Below are 20,563 nucleotides of genomic sequence, written 5' to 3'. Positions count from 1 at the left end.
GTTCAGCGTTAACGACAGATTACGCCGTACGGCGCTTCACCCACTGCCAGCTCAGCACCAGCAACGCTATCCACACAATACCGACATAGAGTGATATGCGGGTATCCGGGAAGTAACCAATCAGCCCGATAATCAACGCAAGGAACAGGATCCCCACCACGGCTATAGGGGTACCGCCCGGCAGGGCAAATTTCAGCGCCTTACGCTGTTCTGCGTTCAGCGAGCGGCGGAAACCGATCTGGGAAAACAGGATCATAATCCACACCCATACGGTCGCAAAGGTCGCCAGTGAAGCGATAGCCAGAAAGACTTTTTGCGGCATCAGATAATTAAGCCCCACCGCAACCAGCATCGCTGCCATCATCGTCAGCACGGTTAGCCACGGCGCCCCGTTGCGGGTTACGCGGGTAAAGGCCTGCGGTGCCTGGCGCTGCCCGGCCATGCCGTGCAGCATGCGGCCAACGCCAAATACATCGCCGTTAATCGCCGACAGCGATGCGGTAATCACCACAAAGTTGAGGATTGCCGCGGCCCCCGCAATACCCATATGCTGGAAAGTCAGCACAAACGGGCTGCCCGTGGTGCCAACCAGATTCCACGGGTAAATCGACATGATCACAAACAGCGTACCGACATAGAACACCAGAATACGCAACGGCACGGTATTGACCGCGTTGGGAATAGAAATTTCCGGGTTCTTTGCCTCACCGGCGGTGATGCCGATAATTTCAATACCGCCAAAGGCAAACATCACCACCTGCAGCGACAGCAGCGTCCCGATCCAGCCGTTAGGGAAGAAGCCACCGTTACTCCACAGGTTACTGATGCCGGTAGGCTGGCCGCCGTTACCAATGCCCCAGATAATGATGCCGAGCCCGGCTAAAATCATCAGAATAATGGTAACGACCTTGAACAGCGACAGCCAGAACTCCATTTCGCCAAACAGTTTTACCGTCGCCAGATTAAGGGCTCCGATAACCAGCACCACGCTCAATACCCAGATCCACTGCGGTACATCCGGGAACCAGAACCCCATATAGATACCGAACGCGGTAACGTCAGCAATGGCGACAATCAGGATTTCGAAGCAGTAGGTCCAGCCGGTGATATAACCGGCCAGTGGCCCCAGATAATCGTTGGCATAACGCGAGAAGGAGCTGGACTGCGGGTTATTCACCGACATTTCGCCAAGGGCCCGCATAATAAGATACGCCACCGCGCCGCCCACGATGTAGGCCAGCAGCACGCTGGGGCCGGCCATCTTAATGGCATCGGCAGAGCCGTAGAACAGCCCGGTGCCGATTGCCGAGCCCAGCGCAATAAAGCGAATGTGCCGGTTACTCAGTCCTTGCTTGAGATTGGTATTTTTCATCTTCCACCTGTCTGCCCCCTTAACCGTTGGGGGCAAGGGGGAAAATTACACGCTATTGCTGATGTGCGGTAACGGACTGGCGGGCTGACAGACGATCGTAAATCGCCACCAGCACCAACATCGCCAGAGAAGGCGGCAGCCAGGCCAGACCCTGATCGGCCAGCGGCAGATTTTGGGCGAAGGCAGGCAGCAGCTCTTTAAATGCCGTTGTTTTAATCGCATCAACAATACCGAACAGCAGGCTTACCAGCATGGTTGGTGCGATAATCCGCACGCTTTTCTTCCACCAATTCAGGGTAAAGCTTAACAGCACCAGCACGATGCACGGCGGGTAAATCGCGGTTAATACCGGAATGGAAAACTGGATTAAATGACTGAGCCCGAGGTTGGACACCACCATAGAGAACAGGCCTAGAATAAAGACCAGCTGACGATAGGTAAGTGGTAAAAGATGCTCAAAAAATTCAGCGCAGGCGCAGGTCAGGCCGACGGCGGTCACCATGCAGGCAACAAAGATCAACGCAGCGAGGAAGAAGCTGCCCATCCCGCCAAAGGTATGCTGGACGTACGCGTGCAGGATCGCCGCACCGTTAGCGGTCTGATCAACGATTGATGCGCTGTCAGAACCCAGCTTAAACAGGGCAAGATAGACCAGCGTCAGGCCGATACCGGCGATCAGACCGGCGATCACCGTATATCGGGTGAGCAGTTTCGCTTCGCTGATGCCGCGCGAACGGGCAGCGTTAACGATAACGATACCGAACACCAGCGCGCCCAGCGTATCCATGGTCAGATAGCCGTTAACAAAGCCGCTGGAGAAGGCCGCACGCTGATAATCCGCGTTTGCCGGCGCAAGGCCACCGGCTGGCCACAGCAGCGCCGCTACGCCCAGCACCGCCAGCGCAATGATTTTTAGCGGTGCCAGCACGTGGCCCACGGTATCCAGCAGTTTGCCCGGATAGAGCGAAATGCCGATCACCAGCACAAAATAGATCAGACTGTAGATAAACAGCGGCATAGCACCGTCGCCGGTCAGCGGCGCAATGCCCATTTCAAATGAAACGGTGGCGGTGCGCGGCGTGGCAAACAGCGGGCCAACGGCCAGGTAGCAGACGGTAGCCAGTACCAGGCCTGCAGCCTTGCCGATCGGTGAGCTGAGGGCATCGATGCCGCCGCCCACGCGCGCCAGCGCAATAACGGTAATGACCGGCAGGCCAACGGCGGTGATCAGAAAGCCGATCGCTGCCGTCCAGACGTGTTCACCGGACTGAATGCCAACCATCGGCGGGAAAATGATGTTTCCGGCCCCGACAAACAGGGCAAAGGTCATAAAGCCCAGAGCCAGAATATCTTTAGATGTTAAACGATGCGTCATAAGAAGCGTGCTGCCTGTACTGGTGTTAAAGATCGTGATGTCAGTTATATCGCCCTGTTTTCTCTAAAAACGTCGCCAAATCAGTTCAATGCAGTGTAATACACTTTACTGAGCGCTAACTGGCAGCGAATTTGAGGTTTTTATTCTCAATATGCAGGGGGATAACGAAAAAACGGGGCTAAGTAGAACGTTTATAGCGGAGAAAGGCAAGACGGGATCTAAAAAGCAGAAGGATATAGCGCAAAAAACCGCATACCTGGTGAATAACCGTAACTTATGCAAAGAACACGTTACATGATTTGTATTTTTTTCAACCGTAGCGGGGTTAATTTCCGCACCATTTACCCTACATATGCACAAAAGGCGCGGAAAACCGCGCCCTGTACACAAAACGGTGCAGTGGTTACCAGACGCGTTGCGCCACTTCGACCACCCGCTGCAGCTTGGCCCACTGCTGCTCTTCCGTCAGACTATTGCCCTCTTCGGTAGAGGCAAAGCCGCACTGCGGGCTGAGGCAAATCTGGTCGAGACTGACGTACTTCGCCGCTTCAGCGATGCGTTTTTCCACCGATTCCACGGCTTCCAGCTCGCCAGTTTTGGTGGTAATCAGCCCCAGCACCACCTGCTGCCTGCCCGGTTTGATGAAGCGCAGCGGCTCAAAACCACCGGCGCGCTCATTATCGTACTCAAGGAAGAAGGCGTCGATGTTCACGCCGCCAAACAGCAGTTCAGCTACCGGCTCATAGCCGCCTTCAGAGATCCAGGTCGAGCGGAAATTACCGCGGCAAACGTGCAGACCAATAATCAGATCGTCCGGTTTGCCTTCCAGCGCCTTGTTCAGTACCCGGGCATAGGTCTCAGCCAGCTGCTGCGGGTCGTCACCGCGCTCGCGGATCTGGCGTTTCTGATCGTCTGAGCACAGGTAGGCCCAGACGGTATCATCCAGCTGCAGATAGCGACAGCCTGCGTCATAAAACGCTTTGATCGCGTCCCGATACGTTTGCGCCAGGTCGTCAAAATAGACGTCCAGATCGGGATAGACCGTCTCATCAATCACCTTACGACCACCGCGGAAGTGCAGCACGCTCGGACTTGGGATAGTCATTTTCGCCACAGCATCACCGCTGATGCTCTGCAGGAAGCGGAAATCTTCCAGCATTGGATGGTTGCTGAAACCCAGCCTGCCGGTGACTTTAACGCCACGGGCTTTGGTCTGCACGCCGTTGAACTGAATGCCCTGCTCAGCTTCATAGCGCTCCACGCCGTCCAGGCCGTCGAAGAAATCAAAGTGCCACCAGGCACGGCGGAATTCACCGTCGGTCACCACCTGCAGACCGCATTCGCGCTGCTTTGCCACCACCTTGCGGATCTCCTGGTCTTCCACGCGGCGCAGTTCGGCGGCGTCAATCACGCCGGCTTCAAACTGCTTGCGCGCCTGTTTGATTGCAGCAGGACGCAGATAGCTGCCGACGACTTCGGCGCGGTACGGGGTGAAGGTGCTCATAGAATTTTCTCCTTGCTACCGGGCGCGTAATTTAGCGGCGGTATAGTTACACTGCGTTAACTATGGACGTCTGGATGTCTATATATCTGCTGTTAAGAGTGTCATGAGAAGGTCATCGCCGCAAACGAGGAAAATTCACCATAATTGAAAAAAATTCATGTTACAGGGCCGACTGACCAAAAGGCGCAGGATGCTCAGAGGCGTGCACCCTTTTCTGTATTGACCTTAGCCAGTGGCAAATAAATCAGCCCGGCGCAGCGTGCCGCCCTGCTGTAAAGAGGATGAAGAGGAGTATGAAACCGGCTACGGTCTGCAGACCGTTTGCCGTCAGAGAGTTCAGGGTTCCAGCAGCGCCAGCGCCTGCCGCCGCTGGGCTTCGGAGAGGGGCAGATAACCGGACTGGCTGACCTGCGCCTGCCCTTCGGCAGACAGCGCCAGCCGCAGGAAGGTGGCGGTCAGCGGTTCCAGCGGCTTGCCGGGCCGTTTGTTAACGTAGATGTAGAGTGGGCGCGCGTAAGGATAACGGCCGCTGCGGATATTGTCAGAGGTCGGCGCAATCCAGTCGCTGCCGCTGCGTGCCACCGGCACCGTTTTCACCCCGCTGATATGAAAACCGGCGCTGGCGTAACCAATGCCGTTCAGCGTGCCGGCAACCGCCTGCACCACTGCCGCAGATCCCGGATATTCACCGACGTCGTTGCGGAAATCACCGTTACACAGCGCCTGCTGTTTAAAGAATCCCCAGGTGCCCGAAGCCGAGTTACGACCAAAGCGCTGCAGGCTGCGCGCGGCCCACCCCGGCTGCGTCAGCTGCAGATCTCCCCAGCGGGCTGGCGAGGTGGGTGAACCGCAGTTGCGGGTCACGGAGAAGATCGCGTCCAGCTGCTCAACGTTCAGCCCCGGCAGCGGATTGTCCTGGTTCACCACCACCACCAGTGCGTCCAGCGCCACCGGCACGGCCAGCGGCAGGTAGCCGTAGCTGTCTTCAAACAGCTGGCGCTCGGCGGTCTGCATCGGGCGGCTCATCGCCCCCAGCTGCGCCGCCCCGGCCGCCAGCGCGGTGGGCGCGGTGGACGAGCCCGCCGCCTGGATCTGCACGTTAATCCCCGGGTACTGACGGCTGAAGCTTTCCCCCCAGACGGCCATCAGGTTACCGAGGGTGTCTGACCCTACGCTGGTCAGGTTACCGGCCAGCATCCCCTCGCGCGCCGGCGTCAGCGGAGTGAACAATAACATCAGTAGTGCAAACAGCGTTTTCATCAACAGCGACTCACCAGAGTTAACCCAGCGCATTCTCAACCCGATCGGCGGTAACAATCAACCTTGGCGGCAACTGAAAGCTGAAACAGGTCTCTTTGCCCGGCTGGCTGGTAATATCCAGCCGGGCGTTATGGTGGCTGAGCGCGTGCTTTACGATCGCCAGCCCCAGCCCGCTGCCGCCGGTGTTGCGCGAGCGCGCCTTATCCACCCGGTAGAAGCGTTCGGTCAGGCGCGGGATATGCTCGGCGGCAATCCCCGGCCCGTTATCCTTCACCGCAAACACCGGCCCCTGCGCGGTACGCAGCCAGCTAACGTCAATCTGCGTGCCGGATGGCGTATGGTTGACGGCGTTATAGACCAGGTTGGAGATCGCACTCCGCAGCTGATCGTCGTTGCCGAATACCTTCAGGTGCGGGTCGGTATGGAAGTGAATCTCATGGCGGCCGTTGCTCAGCGTTTCCGCCTCGCGCTGCAGGATGCGCAGCATCAGCGGCACGTCGACCTTCTCCTGCAGATCCAGCGTCGGTGCCGCTTCGATGCGCGACAACGTCAGCAGCTGGCTGACCAGGCTGTCCATGCGTTTCGCCTGCTCCTGCATGGTGTGCAGGGCCTTATCACGCAGGCTGCCCTCCAGCACCGAATCGTTCATCATCTCCAGGTAGCCCTGCAGTACCGTCAGCGGCGTGCGCAGTTCGTGGCTGACGTTGGCGAAGAAGTTACGCCGCGCGCCTTCCAGCTGGTGCTTCTGGGTCACGTCGCGGGCCACCATCAGCCACTGCCCTTCGGTGTAAGGCATCACGCGGAACTCAAGGTGGCGCTGGTTATTGAGGATCAGGGTGAGAGGACGGGAGAAATCGCGCTGGCGCAGGTAGCGGGTAAATTCAGGATAACGCAGCAGGTTGAGGATATTCTGCCCGTTGTCCTCCGGCCAGCGCAGGTTCAGCAGCTGCTGGGCGAGACCGTTACACCAGAAAATGGTGCCCTCTTCGGTGGTCAGCACCACCGCATCCGGCAGCGATTCCGCCCCGCTGCGAAAGCGTTTAATCAGATGCCCCAGCTCGCGACGACGACGACGGTTACGCGCCTGCATCTGATACAGGCCGTAAAACAGCGGTTCCCAGCTGCCGCGCCCGCTCGGCGGCGTCATGCTGCGATCCACCCACAGCCAGTGGGAAAGCCGGAGTAAATTGTTGAAATGAAAACCCAGCACGCAGAGCACTGAGACCAACAGCAGCCAGGGCAGCCAGCCCGTCAGCAGCCCGATAAAAACGGCGGGCAGGCTGGCGAGCAGCAGCTCAAGCAATAATCTCTTCCAGGAGAGGCGTTCCAACACGGTTCAGACTCCAGCATGAACACTCAATAGCGGGCAGAGAAACGATAACCTGTTCCGCGAACCGTTTGCACCATGCGATCGTGCCCGGTCAGTTCCAGCGCCTTGCGCAGCCGGCGAATATGCACGTCAACGGTGCGATCTTCAACGTAAACGTTAGTTCCCCACACGTGGTTTAGCAACTGCTCACGGCTGTAGACGCGCTCGGGGTGGGTCATAAAGAAGTGCAGCAGTTTGTACTCGGTCGGCCCCATCTCCAGCGGCTGGGTGTCGGACATCACCCGGTGCGAGGAGGGATCGAGGCTAAGCCCCTGAATTTCAATCACCTCCTCCACCGCCATCGGGGAGATGCGGCGCATCACGGCTTTAATGCGTGCCACCAGCTCCTTCGGCGAGAACGGCTTGGTAATGTAATCATCCGCGCCCACTTCCAGCCCGCGCACGCGGTCTTCCTCTTCACCGCGCGCGGTCAGCATCATCACCGGAATATCGCGGGTCATCGCTTCACGCTTAAGATGTTTGATAAACTGAATTCCGGAACCGCCGGGTAACATCCAGTCCAGCAGAATCAAATCGGGCCAGGGTTCGATCAGCAGGCTGACCGCGCTGTCATAATCCTCAGCTTCGATTGGCTGGTAGTCATTTTGCTCAAGAACGAAACACAACATCTCGCGGATTGGGGCTTCATCTTCTACTACCAGAATGCGCTTAGCCATTATTGCTCCTGCTCGGGTGACAAAAAGTCACGGGTTTATGCGGCGCCATTATGCGTCAGTTTTATGACACTTTTATGAAAAAAGCACCCGATAAATGACAGTTCACTGCGGCCCCACAGCCCACGGGTTATCAATGGTTTGCCAGCGGCACAATGTTTATAATCAGTCTCACGCTTTTCCGCCATGCAGGGAGTTTCATGCGCATCATTCATACCGCCGACTGGCATCTCGGGCAGTTTTTTTATACCAAAAGCCGGGCAGCCGAACATCAGGCCTTTCTTGACTGGCTGCTGGAGCAGGCCGAGGCGCAGCAGGCGGATGCCATTATCGTCGCAGGCGATATTTTCGACACGGGTTCACCGCCCAGCTATGCCCGCGAGCTGTACAACCGCTTTATCGTCAGGCTGCAACCCACCGGCTGCCAGCTGATCGTGCTGGGCGGCAACCATGACTCCGTCGCTATGCTCAACGAATCCCGCGAGCTGCTGGCCTGCCTGAATACCCGAGTGATAGCCGCCGCCGGTGACGACATCGCCGGGCAGGTGCTGCTGCTCAACCAGCGCGACGGGCAGCCCGGCGCGCTGCTGTGCGCCATTCCGTTCCTGCGGCCGCGCGATATCCTGCACAGCCAGAGCGGGCAGTCGGGGCGCGAGAAGCAGCTCAGCCTGCTGGAGGCGATCGCCGGACACTATCAGCAGTGCTGGCAGGAGGCGCTGGCCCGGCGTGAGGCCCTCGGCGTGACGCTGCCGATTATTGCCACCGGTCACCTGACCACCCTCGGCGTCACCAAAAGTGACGCGGTGCGCGATATCTACATCGGCACGCTCGACGCGTTTCCGGCCGACGCGTTTCCGCCCGCCGACTATATCGCCCTCGGCCATATTCACCGCGCCCAACGCATCGCCAACAGCGAGCATATCCGCTACAGCGGATCGCCCATCCCGCTAAGCTTCGATGAGCTCGGTAAGGAAAAGAGCGTCTTTCTTGTTGATTTCTCTCAGGGAAAACTCAGCAGCGTCACCCCGCTGGCCATCCCCGCGTTTCAGCCGATGCAGATGATCAAAGGGTCGCTGGCGGAGATTGAACAGCAGCTGGCCGCCGTGCAGCCGCACCCGAGCGGCAGGCCGGTCTGGCTGGATATTGAGATCGTCACCGACACCTGGCTGAGCGACCTGCAGCGCCATATTCAGCAGCTGACCGAAGCGCTGCCGGTCGAGGTGATTCTGCTGCGCCGCAGCCGCGAACAGCGGGAGAAAAACCTTGCCCGCCAGCAGAACGAAACCCTGAGCGAGCTGAGCGTGGAAGAGGTGTTCGCCCGCCGCCTGGCGCTGGAAGAGGAAACCCCGGAGCGGCTGGCACGCGCCGGCGTGCTGTTTGCGCAGACCCTGGAAGCGGTGCGCCACGAGGAACAGCCATGAAAATACTCACCCTGCGGTTTAAAAATCTCAACTCCCTCAAGGGCGAGTGGAAGATCGACTTCAGCGCAGAGCCCTTTGCCAGCAACGGGTTGTTTGCCATCACCGGCCCGACCGGGGCCGGCAAAACCACCCTGCTGGATGCGATCTGCCTGGCGCTGTACCACGAAACACCGCGCCTGAAGGGCATCACCCAGTCGCAGAACGACCTGATGACCCGCGATACGGCGGATTGCCTGGCCGAGGTGGAGTTTGAGGTCAAGGGCGAAGCCTATCGCGCTTTCTGGAGCCAGAACCGCGCGCGCGGCGCCAGCGACGGCAACCTGCAGGCCCCGCGCGTGGAGCTGGCGCGCTGCGATGACGGTAAAATTCTCGCCGAGAAGGTTAAAGACAAGCTGGAGATCACCGCCGCGCTGACCGGGCTGGACTTCGAGCGCTTTACCAAGTCGATGATGCTGTCGCAGGGGCAGTTTGCCGCCTTCCTCAACGCCGATGCCAATAAACGTGCCGAGCTGCTGGAGGAGCTGACCGGTACCGAGATTTACGGTCGCCTCTCAAGCGCGGTGTTTGAGCGCCACAAGCTGGCAAAAAGCGAGCTGGATACGCTGCGCGTTCAGGTTTCGGCGATGGAACTGTTGAACGAGGAGCAGCAGCAGGCGCTGCAACAACAGCTGGCGCAGCTTACAGAGAGTGAGCAAGCGCTCACATCAAAACAGCAGCAACAGCAGCGGGAACGGGCCGAACTCCATCAGCTCGGCCTGTTACAGCAGGAGCAGCAGCAGCTGACGCAACAGCACGCCCGGCTGGCGGAGCAGCGCCAGCAGGCGCAACAGGAGCTGGCCGCCGCTACCGACGCGCATCAGCAGGCGATTGCAGCCCAGACGCAACAGGCCGCCGTGCGACAGCAGCAGGAGACGCTGATCGCCGAACAGGTATCGCCGCTGGACCATCAGCTGGCTACCTTACGCGATCGTGCCACAGAACTGGCGCGCGAGCGAAGTGAGTACCAACAATTGCTTAGCCGCCGGCAGCAGGAACACGCGGCTAACCAGCAGCAACGTCAGCAGAAGCAGGCGGAGCAGCAGCGGCTGGCCGACTGGAGCCAGCAGCATTCGCACTATGCACGCTACGGTGAGTCGTTGCCACTGTGGCGCGAACGTTTCCGCCAGCAGCAGCAAAGTAAGCAGTCACTCACTCAGCAGCAGTTGCGGGTCAGCACACAGCAACACGCGCAACAGGATTTGCAACAGACGCAGCAACAGCTTGAACAGCAGTTCGGGCCGCTGCGCCAGCAGCTGGATGCCGCAGAACTGAGCCTGAAACAGGCGCAGCAGGCGCTGGACGCACTGCCCCAGCGCAACGATGAGCCCGCCCTGCGCGAGTCGCTGGCTACCGCCACTCGCCTGCGGCCGCAGCGCCAGCAGCTCGCCACCCTGCTGCCGCAGTGGCAGCAGCTGCGGCTGCGCCGCCAGCGTCTGGCAGAGGAGCGGACGGAGCTGGTGCAGCAGATCGCCCGCACGGGCGAGCAGTTACTGAACCTGCGCAGCCAGTGGAAAGAGAAAAATGAGCACGAACAGGATCTGAAACGGCGCTGTGAACTGGAACGGCAGATTGCCGACCTGGCTCAGCACCGCGCCCGGCTGGAGCCTGGCCAGCCCTGCCCGCTGTGTGGTTCCGAATCCCATCCGGCAGTGGCCGAGTACCAGGCGCTGCAGCTGACGGAAAATCAGCAGCGCCATGCGTTACTGCTGCAGCAGGTTCAGACGCTGAAAGAGCAAGGTACCGCCTGCGGCGAGCAGCAGAAACAGCTACAGCTGCAGGACGCACGCCTGCTGCGTGAAGAGCAGGAGGCGCAGCAGCAGGCAGAACAGTTGAGCCAGCAGTGGCAGCAGGCGGCACAGCCGTTAGAGATGCCGTTCAGTCCTGATCAAAGCGAGCAGGCCTGTGACTGGCTGCAGGCGCAGGAGCGCCAGGAGGCGGGTCAGCAGCAGCTGCTGACCGCGCTGGAGCAGGCTTTGCGCCTGTGCCAGCAGCGGAAAGAGTCCCTGCAGCAACAGCAGCTGGCGTGGCAGGCGCTGCAGCAGCGCAGCCTGCTGCTTCAGCAACAGCTGACCAGCGCTGCAGAACAGCTGCAGTCTCTACAGCAGCAACTGGAGCAGGACAGCCAGCAGGCCGCGCGCCAGCGGCAGGAACTGGCCGCATCGCTGCAGGCGCTGGGCCTGACCTTGCCGGACGGTGACGATGACGGCTGGCTGCAGCAGAGTGAACAGCACTGGCAGCAGTGGCAGCAGAACGCCGCCGCGCTGGCCGCGCTGGCACCGGAGCTGGCGACGCTGGCCAGCCGCCAGCAGGCGCTGGATGACGATGTGCAGCAGCAGCAACAGCGCCTGGCTGCCCTGGACAAGCGCCAGCAGCAGCAGCAGCAGACCCTCGATGACCTGCAGCAACAGCGCCAGCAGCTGTTTGGCCTGCGCCAGGTGAGCGAGGCGCTGCAGGCGCTGCGCGACGCTTCAGAGCAGCAGCAGCAGGCGGTTCAACAAAGTCAGCAGCGCTGGCAGCAGCAGCAGGACCAGATAAATACCCTGACCGGACAGCATAAATCACTAAATGAACAACTCATCGCGCTACAGACGCGGCTCAGTGAGGCGGAACAGCAGCTGAACCATCCTGAAAATCCGGCGGAAATGCGCGCAACGCTCGATGCCAGCCTGGCTGCGCTGACCGCGGAGCTGCGTGAAAACGCCGGCCAGCAGGGGCAGCTGCGCCAGCAGCTCGGCCAGGATTTACTGCGCCGCCAGCAGTTGCAGAACCTGCTGACGCAGATTGCGGCTAATGAGCAGCAGCTGGAGGACTGGGCGTTCCTCAACCAGCTGATCGGTTCCAGAGAGGGGGACAAGTTCCGCCGCTTTGCCCAGGGGCTGACCCTCGACCATCTGGTGTGGCTGGCTAACAACCAGCTCAACCGCCTGCACGGCCGCTATCTGCTGCAGCGAAAATCGCAGGAGGCGCTGGAGCTGGAGGTCGTGGATACCTGGCAGGCGGACGCCCGTCGCGATACCCGCACCCTCTCCGGCGGTGAAAGTTTCCTCGTCAGCCTGGCGCTGGCGCTGGCGCTCTCCGACCTGGTAAGCCATAAAACGCGCATCGAGTCGCTGTTCCTGGATGAAGGCTTTGGCACGCTGGATGCGGAAACGCTGGATAGCGCGCTGGACGCGCTGGATGCACTTAACGCCAGCGGTAAAACCATTGGTGTGATCAGCCACGTTGAGGCGATGAAGGAGCGTATTCCGGTGCAGATTCGGGTGAAAAAGATTAACGGGCTGGGCTACAGCAAGCTGGAGACGCCACAGGCGTGAAAAAACCGTATCGACAGGGATAAATCGTTGTGATGGACGATTGTCATCCAGCAAAAAGGGGAAGCAGCCCAGGCTGCTTCCCCTTTGTTTGTCGGCTTACAGCGTGGAAACCGGCTTTTTACGCGGTCCCGGCAGAATGGCACCGTTGGCGCCGCTCGCCGTTAACAGCGAGGCACCAGCAAGGACAGCAATATCGTGGCTCTTGTCGCTGATATTGCTGGCGATCTGCTTGACCGCAGCGCTAATCAGCACGCCAATAACGCCGTTATTGTTATTGTTATTGTTCTGCGCGTCAGAGGCATAGCCGCTGCCGGACCAGATCTGCCTGCCGCTGCGCAGGTCGACCAGGCGAGCGCTAGCACGCACCGCAGTGACGCTGTCAAATACCTGATATTGCGCACCATATTCGGTGACGTCGAGGTACAGCGCCGCATCGGCGTTAAAGATTTCACGCAGTTTGGCGCTGCTTACCGACTGGGCATCGGCAGCCGTTGCCAGACCGTTCTGCTCGAAGGTTTTTTCCACCACCGCCACAGGGAAAACGTAGTAACCGGACTCGGCCAGCGGACCGGTGACCACAGAGACCAGGCTATGGGCAGCGTTCACGTCCGGCGAACTGTTTTTCACCGGCAGCACCACGATCGACGCCGGTTTGCTGGCGCGAAACGCCGTGTAATCATAGGGGGCCTGCTTTGCGCAGCCGCTGAGAAGTAAGCCTGCCGCAACGGCAACCAGCGCGAGTAATTTATTCACTGCTTTTTCTCCTTATTACGCATCAGAAAGTCCATGTATGCAGCGGATTCCGGGAACTGCGTTTTCTCAGCGTTAAACTGGGCAAAGGCCAAATCAGGACGGCTGGTATCAACATAAAGCAGGCCCAGCTGCGCATGTAATCCAGGAGGTACCGGTTTATTTTTGGCTTTAGCCTGCTCCAGCACTTTATTCAGCGTATCAATTTGCTGCTGGGGAGAAACGTCGTGCTGATAATAGCTGTAAAGCGCAGGCTCGTAGTCTCCCCAATAATAGATCGGTTCAACTTTTTTGGCGCAGGCACTCATTAACAGCGCCGCCAAAGCGACGCCGATAATTTTTCCATTCATGATGTCATAATCCCTTATTATTTAGCCGGACGCCACGCGCCGGACTCAATTCCATTAACCAGATGATTTACTGCTTCACGGATGGCGAGATCCATCACCTTGCCATTCAGCGTGGAGTCATAGCTGGCGGTGCCGCCAAAGCCAATCACTTCACGATTAGACAGGCTGTACTCTCCCGCGCCCTGCACGGAATAGACCACTTCCGAGGTGGTGACATCTACCACGTTCAGATTCACTTTCGCATAGGCCACCTGGGATTTTCCACGGCCGAGAATGCCCCACAGCTGCTGATCGCCCACTTCTTTACGGCCAAATTCGGTGATATCACCGGTAATGACGTAGCTGGCGCCCTTAATCGACTGCTGGCTGCCCTTGTACTGCGCTTCGGCTTTCAGTTCTTCGAGGTTAGCGCGATCCAGCACGTTAAAGCGGCCGGTCTGCTGCAGGTGGGTAATCAGAATAGTTTTCGACTGATTGCCGAGGCGATCGACACCGTCGGAGAAGATGCCGTTCATATAGGCCGAACGGTTATCGAACTTACCGACGGCAATCGGACTTTTTACGCCCTGATATTGCGGCTGGCTGGCGGCGATCACCTGTGGTGCTTCAATGGTCCGCGAAGATTCGGTGGCGCAGCCGCTGAGCACGGCGCTGCTGAATAGGGTTAAAGCAATAAGATTTCTGGAGTTCATTTCATATCCCTGAAAGAAGTCAGCCAAACAGCGAATCAGGCCAAATAGTCTGGCAAAGCCGAATGACTTTCCGGCACAAAAGGTTTGAGGAGATGCTGGTAGCAGGCATGATGCTGCTGGCGGTAGAGACTATCATATCGAAATAAAAAACATAGCCTGAAATTTTAAATAAATTTAATGGCGCAAGGTGAATATTCACCTCCTGACAAAAAATCCGGTATAACCTGGCCTCTTTTTTGCGATGAAATAAGAAAAATCCGTTTTATTCCCTCCCGCATTCACGCGCGTTTATCACGCACGTGAATCGGACTTATTCAGATATTATTAGCCGGTTCCGGCAACATTATCACAGCGGCCACAACCACGCGGCTCCTCGGACGCCGCTGGAGTCACCGTGCACCGCCTGGCGGATTGGCGTGGTAAATTCACCGCCGAACACCCAGTTTTTGACCAGCGCCGGCACGGTCTGGTACAGGCGCTCTACGTTACTCATGCCGCCGCCCAGCACGATCATATCCGGATCCAGAATATTCACCACGTGCGCCAGCGATTTCGCCAGTCGGATTTCATAGCGGCTTAACGCCAGCTCTGCCAGCGGGTCCTGCTGCTGCTGGCGTTGCATGATCTCAGCACCGCTCAGCGCGATGCCGCTCAGGCGCTGGTAGTCGGTGGCAAACCCGGTCCCCGAAATAAACGTTTCAATACAGCCGGCGTGGCCGCAGTAACAGGGCACCTCCGCCCGGTAGCGCAGCTCATCCTCGTCCATCCACGGCAGCGGGTTGTGCCCCCATTCGCCGCCGTTGCCGTTGCCACCCGCGTGCGCCTGACCGTTCAGCGCCACGCCGGCACCGCAGCCGGTGCCAATAATCACCGCAAATACCGTCTGCTGCCCCGCCGCCGCGCCGTCCACCGCCTCGGAGACAGCCAGACAGTTAGCGTCATTGGCAATTCTGACCTCACGACCCAGCAGCCGCTGCAGATCGGCGTCCAGCGGCTGGCCATTCAGCCAGGTGGAATTGGCATTTTTCACCCGCCGCGTCAGCGATGACAGCGTCCCCGGAATACCGACGCCCACGCTGCCACGCTGGCCGGTCGCCGCCTCGGCCTGTTCGACCAGCCCGACGATGGCCGCCAGCGTCTGCGGATAATCATCACGCGGCGTGGCGACACGATGGCGGAACAGCGATTCCCCCTGGTCAGATAACGCGATCACTTCTGTTTTGGTGCCACCTAAATCGATACCGATCCGCACGGGTTAGTCCTTATGAATTAACGCTGAGACCCTTACCTTAAAAGGCGAAAGGCGGAAAGGCAATGAAACCCCGCCGCCGATTCGCTATCATGCGCGCTGACTTTGAACATGCGCGCCTTTTGCGCGCCCTGAGAGGGAATGCAGCATGCTGTGGTTTAAAAATTTGATGGTTTATCGTCTTAATCGCGACATTCCGCTGGTGGCAGATGAGATGGAAAAACAGCTCGATGCCTTCTCTTTCACCCCCTGTGGCAGCCAGGATATGGCGAAAACCGGCTGGGTCTCCCCGATTGGTCCGCGCAGCGAAGACCTGACCCACGTGACCAACGGCCAGATCCTGATCTGCGCGCGCAAGGAAGAGAAGATCCTGCCGTCGCCGGTGGTCAAGCAGGCGCTGGAGGCTAAAATCAGCCGTCTGGAAGCCGAGCAGTCGCGCAAGCTGAAGAAAACGGAGAAGGACTCGCTGAAGGAAGAAGTGCTGCACAGCCTGCTGCCGCGCGCCTTCAGCCGCTTCAGCCAGACTTATCTGTGGATCGATACGATCAATAATCTGATCATGATCGACTGCGCCAGCGCCAAAAAAGCCGAAGATACCCTCGCCCTGCTGCGTAAAAGTCTTGGTTCACTGCCGGTGGTGCCGCTGACGCTGGAGAGCCCGATTGAGCTGACGCTGACCGAATGGGTGCGCTCCGGCGATCTGCCGGCCGGGTTTACGCTGATGGATGAAGCCGAGCTGAAAGCGATCCTTGAAGATGGCGGCGTGATCCGCTGTAAAAAGCAGGATCTGGTTTGTGATGAGATCGCCAACCATATTGAAGCCGGTAAGCTGGTCACCAAACTGGCCATCGACTGGCAGGAGCGCGTTCAGCTGATCCTCTCCGACGACGGCTCGATCAAACGTCTGAAGTTCGCCGACACGCTGCGCGAACAGAATGACGATATCGATCGTGAAGACGTGACCGGACGCTTTGATGCCGACTTTGTGCTGATGACCGGCGAGCTGGCGGCACTGATCGCCAATATCGTGGAAGCCTTAGGCGGGGAAGCGCAGCGCTGATGGCGCGACAGGAGGTGAGAACCTTCTGAATCAACAGGCCGGGATGCCCCGGCCTGCAGCAAAATCAGTCTTTCAGGTAGCGACACAGATAGGCTGACGGCTCGGCGACCTGCAGATGAAACTCGCTGTGGCCCGGCACGTTGAACACATCACCCGGCTGATACAGTTTCCACTCGGCTTCACCCGGCAGCAGCACCTTCAGTGACCCACTGACCACGGTCATCTCTTCCGCCTGTGCGGTACCAAAGGCGTATTCACCTTCGGCCATCACGCCGACGCTGGCGCGACCGGTGCTGGCGCTGTCAAAACCGATCGACTTCACTTTACCGTCAAAATACTCACTAACGTTGAGCATATAAATTCCTTAAAATCAGAGACAAAGGTAAGCAGCCAGTGTAGAGGCTTTTTCGGGGAGCTGTCACCTGTTATTGCGCAGGAATGCCGCAGTTTGTTGGCGGATTTGCGAGGGTGAGCGGCAGAATGATCCCCTGAAAACCCAGGGGATATTCCGTTTTTTATTTCGGCCTCTGTGGGCCTGATACCCTGCCCGATCGAGGCGGCGCGGGACGATTGCAGATGAATCGATACAACAAGGTACTGCCAGTGCCCTGGTGAGGCGCTGCGTCCCCCCATTCAGGCAGCGACGCAGATACTACGATACCGGGTGGTGCCCGGTGGACCACAACGGGTCGCCAAACTGGCCGGCCAGTTGCTGCGTGACCTTTTTCAACGCATCCAGCCGATCCGGTTGCGGGGGAACCGGCTGGCTGCCGACGGGGAAAGCCAGGCTTAATGCAACCGTCTCTCCCCGATGTTTATTGCTGACGGTGGTAGCGACCGCACAAATCCCCTGCAGGGTTTCATTGCGGGCCAGCGACCAGCCGTGCTGACGGATTTTTGCCAGTTCGGCCAGCAGCTGTTCCAGCGTCTGAGGCGAATTTGGCGAGCTGACCTGCCAGTGATCCGCGTACAGCTTGCTGACATAATCATCGCTGTAACGGGCCAGTATCGCCCGCCCCACCGAGGTCTCCGCCGCCGGTAAACGGCTGCCGGGCGGCGTCACCACCTGGATAAACATTCGCCCCTGGAACATGCGCATGACGATAATTTCACGCCCTTCCAGCACCGAGATATAACCGGTGCAGCTGGATTCTGCCGCCAGCCGCGCCATCACTGACGATGCCCCATCCACCAGCGGCGTTGACAGATAACCACTGGCGACCGAGATCAGCATCTGTCCGGGATAAAAACAGCGCGTCAGCGGATCGCGATCCAACATCCCTTCGCGCTCCATGGTCGACAGCAGGCGCGAAACGGTGCTTTTTGGCAGCCCGAGCGCGCTGGCGACCTCGGTAAACGTCAGCCCCTGCAGGCCCTGAGACAGCCCTCTGCGGGTGAATAATTTCAGAACAGCGGTCGCATTCTCAAGAGTAGTCATTTCGATATTCCATTATCTGGAACTTCTGTTCCTGTTTTTTGATATTTTCAAACTACGACCTTGCTGCCAGGCGGTCAAGCAATTGTTTTTGATATCAGGATAAACAGAATGATGGGAGCGGTGCGGGGAGAGTCCACGGCGTCCCTGCCGCGGAAAATTACTCTTTGGAAACATCTTCATATCGCGCTTTGGCATCCAGCGCTTCGGGCTCGGTTTCGTGCTCGCTGATCAGTGAATCCGGCTTAGGGTGATCGGCGCGCAGTTCATACCAGATCACGGTTTTGCCGGGTGCCCCTTTATTCACCGGGACGATGTAGGCTTCACGTGGATAGGGTGGTCTGCCAGGCATAATGCTTCCCTCTGTTGAGTCTGTCGGCGAGGGAGCGTCAGGCGCTCCCCCAGTGATAACCAGTCAATGGCTTCACCCTAAGTGTAGACAAACTCGCTGACTTCCTGGCAGGAAGCGGCGGAAAGAGGGCAAGAGGGTGCAACCCGCGTGTAGTACCCTGCGGATCTTAGCTGGCGCGCGCCGGTGACAGCTCGTTCAGGATTTGTTCGACCACGCGGTCTGGCGACTGCATGGCGTCAATAATATGGTGTGCGGTTTGCAGATAGAGTGCTTCCCGCGCGGCCAGCACCTCACTCATCTCTTCAGCGATCGGCCGCCCGGTGAGCGTCGGACGCTGCGCGGCTTCCGGGTAAGCCTGCAGCCTGGCGGCGAGCACCTCTGCCGGTGCCTGTAAATAGATAACCCGCCCATGGTCACGCATGTACCGGCGGTTCTCTTCAGCCAGAACCATACCACCGCCGGTGGCAATCACCGTCGCGTCTGCCGTGACCAACTGCAGAGCCTGCGTCTCACGGCGACGAAATCCTGACCAGCCCTCAGCTGCCACCACCTCAGCTACCGTTTGCCCACCGATCTGCTGCAGATAACGGTCGGTGTCGATGAAGGCATAGCCCAATGCCAATGCCAGCGCTTCGCCCACGGTGCTTTTACCGCAGCCACGTGCGCCGATCAGATAAACGGGTAACGACATAACAGGGCCCTTCCTCTGGCAGACTCTGGCGTGAGCCGCATTACCGGCACCACGAGTGAATAACTGGAGCGAATAATACCGGACATTTTATCCGCGGACCAGTAGTAACGTTTTATTTACAGCTAACAGAGGGTGAACCTCATTTAATTACATAGATATTATAAGGTTAACATGTAAATAAAAAATTACACACCAGCATGGAATCGAGATAAATATCGCAACATTTGCTTACTCCAGCATAATTTACTTTCCCCCCCGTCCGATCAAAATAGAGGCATCGCCCTTTTACGGAGAACAACCATGCAAAACGAAGAGCAACATCTGATTGAAAGCCTGTTCAGCCGTTTAAAACAGGCGGAGTCACAGTCCAGCCCGCGCGACGCCGCGGCGGAAAAACTGATTCAGCAGCGGGTCCTGCAGCAGCCGGGGGCCCCCTACTATATGGCCCAGGCGATCCTGATTCAGGAAGCGGCGATGAAGCAGTTAAACAGTCGGGTCAGCGAGCTTGAAAGCCGCCTGCAGCAGCAACAGCAGGCACCGCAACAGAGCAGCGGCGGATTTCTCGCCGGGCTGTTTGGCGGCGGTAATCGTGCGCCGCAGCCGGCTCAGCAGCCCGCCTCTTCGGCCTGGGGCAGCGCCCCTGCCCAGCAGCCGGCCTCAACGGGATGGACTCCACCCCAGCCGCAACAGCCACAGCAATACGCTGCCGCCCCCGCGGCCGGGCGAGGCTTCCTCGGCGGCGCGCTGCAGACCGCGGTCGGTGTGGCCGGCGGTGTGGTGATGGCGGAGATGCTCAGCAGCATGTTTCACCATACGCAGCCGGAAGAGATTGTAAATATCATTAACGAACCGGCGCTGCCGGAACCTGATTTCGATCCGGATCAGGACACCTTTAATAATAACGATCACGGGTCGTTCTTCAGTCAGAACAGTGACCAGCCGCAGGATAACGCGGGTGACTTCGCCGGCTTCGGAAGTGATGATTTTGATAACGGCTATGACGACGACGATGACAGTTTTGTCTGACCACTGACGCAGCTCCCCCGGAGGAGTCAGGGGAGCTGTTTACCTCTGCTGTTGCAGCCATTTATCCAGTTCGTTGGCAAACTGCTGGCGATCGCGCTGGTTGAGCGTCGCCGGGCCTCCTGTCTGCACCCCGCTGGCGCGCAGGGTATCCATGAAGTCTCGCATGGTCAGGCGTTCGCGAATCGTCGCAGGGCTGTAGCGTTCACCACGCGGATTCAGCGCCACCGCCCCCTTCTCAATCACTTCGGCAGCCAGCGGAATATCGGCGGTCACCACCAGGTCGCCCGCCTGTGCACGGCGAACAATTTCATTATCCGCCACGTCAAACCCTGCCGCTACGCGCAGCGTGTGTATAAAGCGCGACGGCGGTACGCTAAGCGGCTGGTTCGCCACCAGCGTAACCGTCATCTGCGCACGCTCAGCGGCGCGGTACAGCACCTCTTTAATCACCTTCGGGCACGCATCGGCATCCACCCAGATCGGCATAGTCAGTTCCTGTTTTCCCATCGTTCAGGCTGGCGATCATCCCACCGTTTGGTTGAATAACAAAGAGAATACGTTCGGGAGAAGCAAACACTGGCGCCGCCCGACGCGTTTTTACCCGGTGCCAGCCTGCTGCAAAACCCGGCA

The 20,563-nt window shown here is 58.7% G+C and carries 19 protein-coding genes; 4 read left to right on the top strand and 15 right to left on the bottom strand.

Annotated features, from left to right (window positions below; genetic code table 11):
- Positions 1-19: 19 nt before the first annotated feature.
- The 6 genes from proY to phoB all read right to left on the bottom strand — a co-directional run bounded on the left by proY (position 20) and on the right by phoB (position 7,557).
- The gene (gene proY, locus ASF13_RS06765; RefSeq protein WP_056233913.1) at positions 20-1,372 is read right to left on the bottom strand and encodes a proline-specific permease ProY; all 1,353 of its coding nucleotides are present in this window, start codon (positions 1,370-1,372) and stop codon (positions 20-22) included.
- 52 nt (positions 1,373-1,424) lie between these two features.
- Positions 1,425-2,747 carry a branched-chain amino acid transport system II carrier protein gene (brnQ, locus tag ASF13_RS06760; RefSeq protein ID WP_056233911.1) on the bottom strand — a complete coding sequence of 441 codons (1,323 nt, stop codon included), beginning with the start codon at positions 2,745-2,747 and terminating at the stop codon, positions 1,425-1,427.
- Between the two features lie 403 nt (positions 2,748-3,150).
- Positions 3,151-4,251: a cobalamin-independent methionine synthase II family protein gene (locus tag ASF13_RS06755; protein ID WP_056233909.1), complete on the bottom strand. Its 1,101-nt coding sequence runs from the start codon at positions 4,249-4,251 to the stop codon at positions 3,151-3,153.
- Positions 4,252-4,587: 336 nt separating this feature from the next.
- Entirely contained in the window at positions 4,588-5,511 is a 924-nt protein-coding gene (locus tag ASF13_RS06750) for a PstS family phosphate ABC transporter substrate-binding protein (RefSeq protein WP_056234013.1), read from the bottom strand.
- A gap of 19 nt (positions 5,512-5,530) precedes the next feature.
- Positions 5,531-6,844 carry a phosphate regulon sensor histidine kinase PhoR gene (gene phoR, locus ASF13_RS06745; RefSeq protein ID WP_056233907.1) on the bottom strand — a complete coding sequence of 438 codons (1,314 nt, stop codon included), beginning with the start codon at positions 6,842-6,844 and terminating at the stop codon, positions 5,531-5,533.
- 23 nt (positions 6,845-6,867) lie between these two features.
- Positions 6,868-7,557: a phosphate response regulator transcription factor PhoB gene (gene phoB / locus ASF13_RS06740; RefSeq protein WP_056233905.1), complete on the bottom strand. Its 690-nt coding sequence runs from the start codon at positions 7,555-7,557 to the stop codon at positions 6,868-6,870.
- A gap of 197 nt (positions 7,558-7,754) precedes the next feature.
- On the opposite strand from phoB, the gene sbcD reads away from it, so the two are divergent.
- Together sbcD and ASF13_RS06730 are read left to right on the top strand one after the other, a co-directional pair.
- Entirely contained in the window at positions 7,755-8,975 is a 1,221-nt protein-coding gene (sbcD, locus tag ASF13_RS06735; RefSeq protein ID WP_056233903.1) for an exonuclease subunit SbcD, read from the top strand.
- The gene (locus ASF13_RS06730) at positions 8,972-12,328 is read left to right on the top strand and encodes an AAA family ATPase (RefSeq protein ID WP_056233899.1); all 3,357 of its coding nucleotides are present in this window, start codon (positions 8,972-8,974) and stop codon (positions 12,326-12,328) included. The genes sbcD and ASF13_RS06730 overlap by 4 nt, the downstream gene beginning before the upstream one ends.
- 96 nt (positions 12,329-12,424) lie before the next feature.
- Here ASF13_RS06730 and ASF13_RS06725 read toward each other — a convergent pair whose 3' ends face one another.
- The 4 genes from ASF13_RS06725 to mak all read right to left on the bottom strand — a co-directional run bounded on the left by ASF13_RS06725 (position 12,425) and on the right by mak (position 15,372).
- Complete coding sequence (locus ASF13_RS06725) at positions 12,425-13,081, bottom strand: DUF799 domain-containing protein (RefSeq protein ID WP_056233897.1); 657 nt, start codon at positions 13,079-13,081, stop codon at positions 12,425-12,427.
- The gene (locus tag ASF13_RS06720; RefSeq protein ID WP_056233894.1) at positions 13,078-13,428 is read right to left on the bottom strand and encodes a DUF4810 domain-containing protein; all 351 of its coding nucleotides are present in this window, start codon (positions 13,426-13,428) and stop codon (positions 13,078-13,080) included. Before ASF13_RS06720 ends, ASF13_RS06725 begins: the two co-directional genes overlap by 4 nt.
- Before the next feature lie 17 nt (positions 13,429-13,445).
- Positions 13,446-14,120, bottom strand: coding sequence for a CsgG/HfaB family protein (locus tag ASF13_RS06715; RefSeq protein ID WP_056233892.1), 675 nt, complete (start codon positions 14,118-14,120; stop codon positions 13,446-13,448).
- A 346-nt stretch (positions 14,121-14,466) separates the two neighbouring features.
- Positions 14,467-15,372 carry a fructokinase gene (gene mak, locus ASF13_RS06710; protein ID WP_056233890.1) on the bottom strand — a complete coding sequence of 302 codons (906 nt, stop codon included), beginning with the start codon at positions 15,370-15,372 and terminating at the stop codon, positions 14,467-14,469.
- Between the two features lie 145 nt (positions 15,373-15,517).
- Between mak and rdgC the strand changes: the two genes are divergently transcribed.
- The gene (gene rdgC / locus ASF13_RS06705; protein ID WP_056233889.1) at positions 15,518-16,429 is read left to right on the top strand and encodes a recombination-associated protein RdgC; all 912 of its coding nucleotides are present in this window, start codon (positions 15,518-15,520) and stop codon (positions 16,427-16,429) included.
- A 64-nt stretch (positions 16,430-16,493) separates the two neighbouring features.
- Here rdgC and ppnP read toward each other — a convergent pair whose 3' ends face one another.
- From ppnP to aroL, 4 genes are all read right to left on the bottom strand, one after another.
- The gene (gene ppnP, locus ASF13_RS06700) at positions 16,494-16,784 is read right to left on the bottom strand and encodes a pyrimidine/purine nucleoside phosphorylase (protein ID WP_056233887.1); all 291 of its coding nucleotides are present in this window, start codon (positions 16,782-16,784) and stop codon (positions 16,494-16,496) included.
- Positions 16,785-17,081: 297 nt separating this feature from the next.
- Positions 17,082-17,867, bottom strand: a complete 786-nt coding sequence (locus ASF13_RS06695) for an IclR family transcriptional regulator (RefSeq protein ID WP_056233885.1) — start codon at positions 17,865-17,867, stop codon at positions 17,082-17,084.
- A 157-nt stretch (positions 17,868-18,024) separates the two neighbouring features.
- A complete protein-coding gene (locus ASF13_RS06690) occupies positions 18,025-18,216 on the bottom strand; it encodes a YaiA family protein (RefSeq protein ID WP_056233883.1) in 192 nt (63 codons plus the stop codon).
- A gap of 166 nt (positions 18,217-18,382) precedes the next feature.
- The gene (aroL, locus tag ASF13_RS06685) at positions 18,383-18,907 is read right to left on the bottom strand and encodes a shikimate kinase AroL (protein ID WP_056233881.1); all 525 of its coding nucleotides are present in this window, start codon (positions 18,905-18,907) and stop codon (positions 18,383-18,385) included.
- A gap of 300 nt (positions 18,908-19,207) precedes the next feature.
- On the opposite strand from aroL, the gene ASF13_RS06680 reads away from it, so the two are divergent.
- Positions 19,208-19,933: a DUF2076 domain-containing protein gene (locus tag ASF13_RS06680; RefSeq protein WP_056233879.1), complete on the top strand. Its 726-nt coding sequence runs from the start codon at positions 19,208-19,210 to the stop codon at positions 19,931-19,933.
- Between the two features lie 39 nt (positions 19,934-19,972).
- Here the strand turns inward: ASF13_RS06680 and ASF13_RS06675 are convergent, their stop codons facing one another.
- Positions 19,973-20,419, bottom strand: a complete 447-nt coding sequence (locus ASF13_RS06675; RefSeq protein WP_056233877.1) for a YaiI/YqxD family protein — start codon at positions 20,417-20,419, stop codon at positions 19,973-19,975.
- Between the last annotated feature and the right edge of the window lie 144 nt (positions 20,420-20,563).

The sequence above is a fragment of the Erwinia sp. Leaf53 genome (assembly GCF_001422605.1).
GTDB lineage: Bacteria > Pseudomonadota > Gammaproteobacteria > Enterobacterales > Enterobacteriaceae > Erwinia.
The sequence above is the reverse complement of the archived record's forward strand: the minus strand, read 5'-3'. Positions and strand labels throughout refer to the sequence as shown.

Coding starts and splice junctions, on each gene's coding strand:
- proY (WP_056233913.1), bottom strand. CDS start 1,372: ATGAAAAATACCAATCTCAAGCAAGGACTGAGTAACCGGCACATTCGC.
- brnQ (WP_056233911.1), bottom strand. CDS start 2,747: ATGACGCATCGTTTAACATCTAAAGATATTCTGGCTCTGGGCTTTATG.
- ASF13_RS06755 (WP_056233909.1), bottom strand. CDS start 4,251: ATGAGCACCTTCACCCCGTACCGCGCCGAAGTCGTCGGCAGCTATCTG.
- ASF13_RS06750 (WP_056234013.1), bottom strand. CDS start 5,511: ATGAAAACGCTGTTTGCACTACTGATGTTATTGTTCACTCCGCTGACG.
- phoB (WP_056233905.1), bottom strand. CDS start 7,557: ATGGCTAAGCGCATTCTGGTAGTAGAAGATGAAGCCCCAATCCGCGAG.
- sbcD (WP_056233903.1), top strand. CDS start 7,755: ATGCGCATCATTCATACCGCCGACTGGCATCTCGGGCAGTTTTTTTAT.
- ASF13_RS06730 (WP_056233899.1), top strand. CDS start 8,972: ATGAAAATACTCACCCTGCGGTTTAAAAATCTCAACTCCCTCAAGGGC.
- ASF13_RS06720 (WP_056233894.1), bottom strand. CDS start 13,428: ATGAATGGAAAAATTATCGGCGTCGCTTTGGCGGCGCTGTTAATGAGT.
- ASF13_RS06715 (WP_056233892.1), bottom strand. CDS start 14,120: ATGAACTCCAGAAATCTTATTGCTTTAACCCTATTCAGCAGCGCCGTG.
- rdgC (WP_056233889.1), top strand. CDS start 15,518: ATGCTGTGGTTTAAAAATTTGATGGTTTATCGTCTTAATCGCGACATT.
- ppnP (WP_056233887.1), bottom strand. CDS start 16,784: ATGCTCAACGTTAGTGAGTATTTTGACGGTAAAGTGAAGTCGATCGGT.
- ASF13_RS06695 (WP_056233885.1), bottom strand. CDS start 17,867: ATGACTACTCTTGAGAATGCGACCGCTGTTCTGAAATTATTCACCCGC.
- ASF13_RS06690 (WP_056233883.1), bottom strand. CDS start 18,216: ATGCCTGGCAGACCACCCTATCCACGTGAAGCCTACATCGTCCCGGTG.
- aroL (WP_056233881.1), bottom strand. CDS start 18,907: ATGTCGTTACCCGTTTATCTGATCGGCGCACGTGGCTGCGGTAAAAGC.
- ASF13_RS06680 (WP_056233879.1), top strand. CDS start 19,208: ATGCAAAACGAAGAGCAACATCTGATTGAAAGCCTGTTCAGCCGTTTA.
- ASF13_RS06675 (WP_056233877.1), bottom strand. CDS start 20,419: ATGCCGATCTGGGTGGATGCCGATGCGTGCCCGAAGGTGATTAAAGAG.